Below are 229 nucleotides of genomic sequence, written 5' to 3' on the forward strand. Positions count from 1 at the left end.
TGTCCACGACCTTCAGGCGGCCGGTTCCGACCCGCACTATGACGGCATCTCGGTGCAGGGTGGCCAGAACGGCGTGCTGATCGAAGGCAACACCATCGTCGGCCGCGACACCTCCGACGTCTTCATCAAGAACGACTTCGGCCCGATCGCCAACGTCAAGGTCACCGGCAACCTGCTGCTCGGCGATTCCGGCTATCCGGTCTATGTCGACGGCCGCGCCAGCGGCGGG

1 pseudogene is annotated in these 229 nt (G+C 65.5%); it reads left to right on the forward strand.

From position 1 onward, the window contains the following. Positions 1-229: pseudogene (locus tag P0086_RS25240) on the forward strand (right-handed parallel beta-helix repeat-containing protein); the annotation flags it as partial.

Origin of the sequence: Mycoplana sp. MJR14 (genome assembly GCF_029210525.1) — a bacterium.
Classification (GTDB): Bacteria; Pseudomonadota; Alphaproteobacteria; order Rhizobiales; family Rhizobiaceae; genus Mycoplana.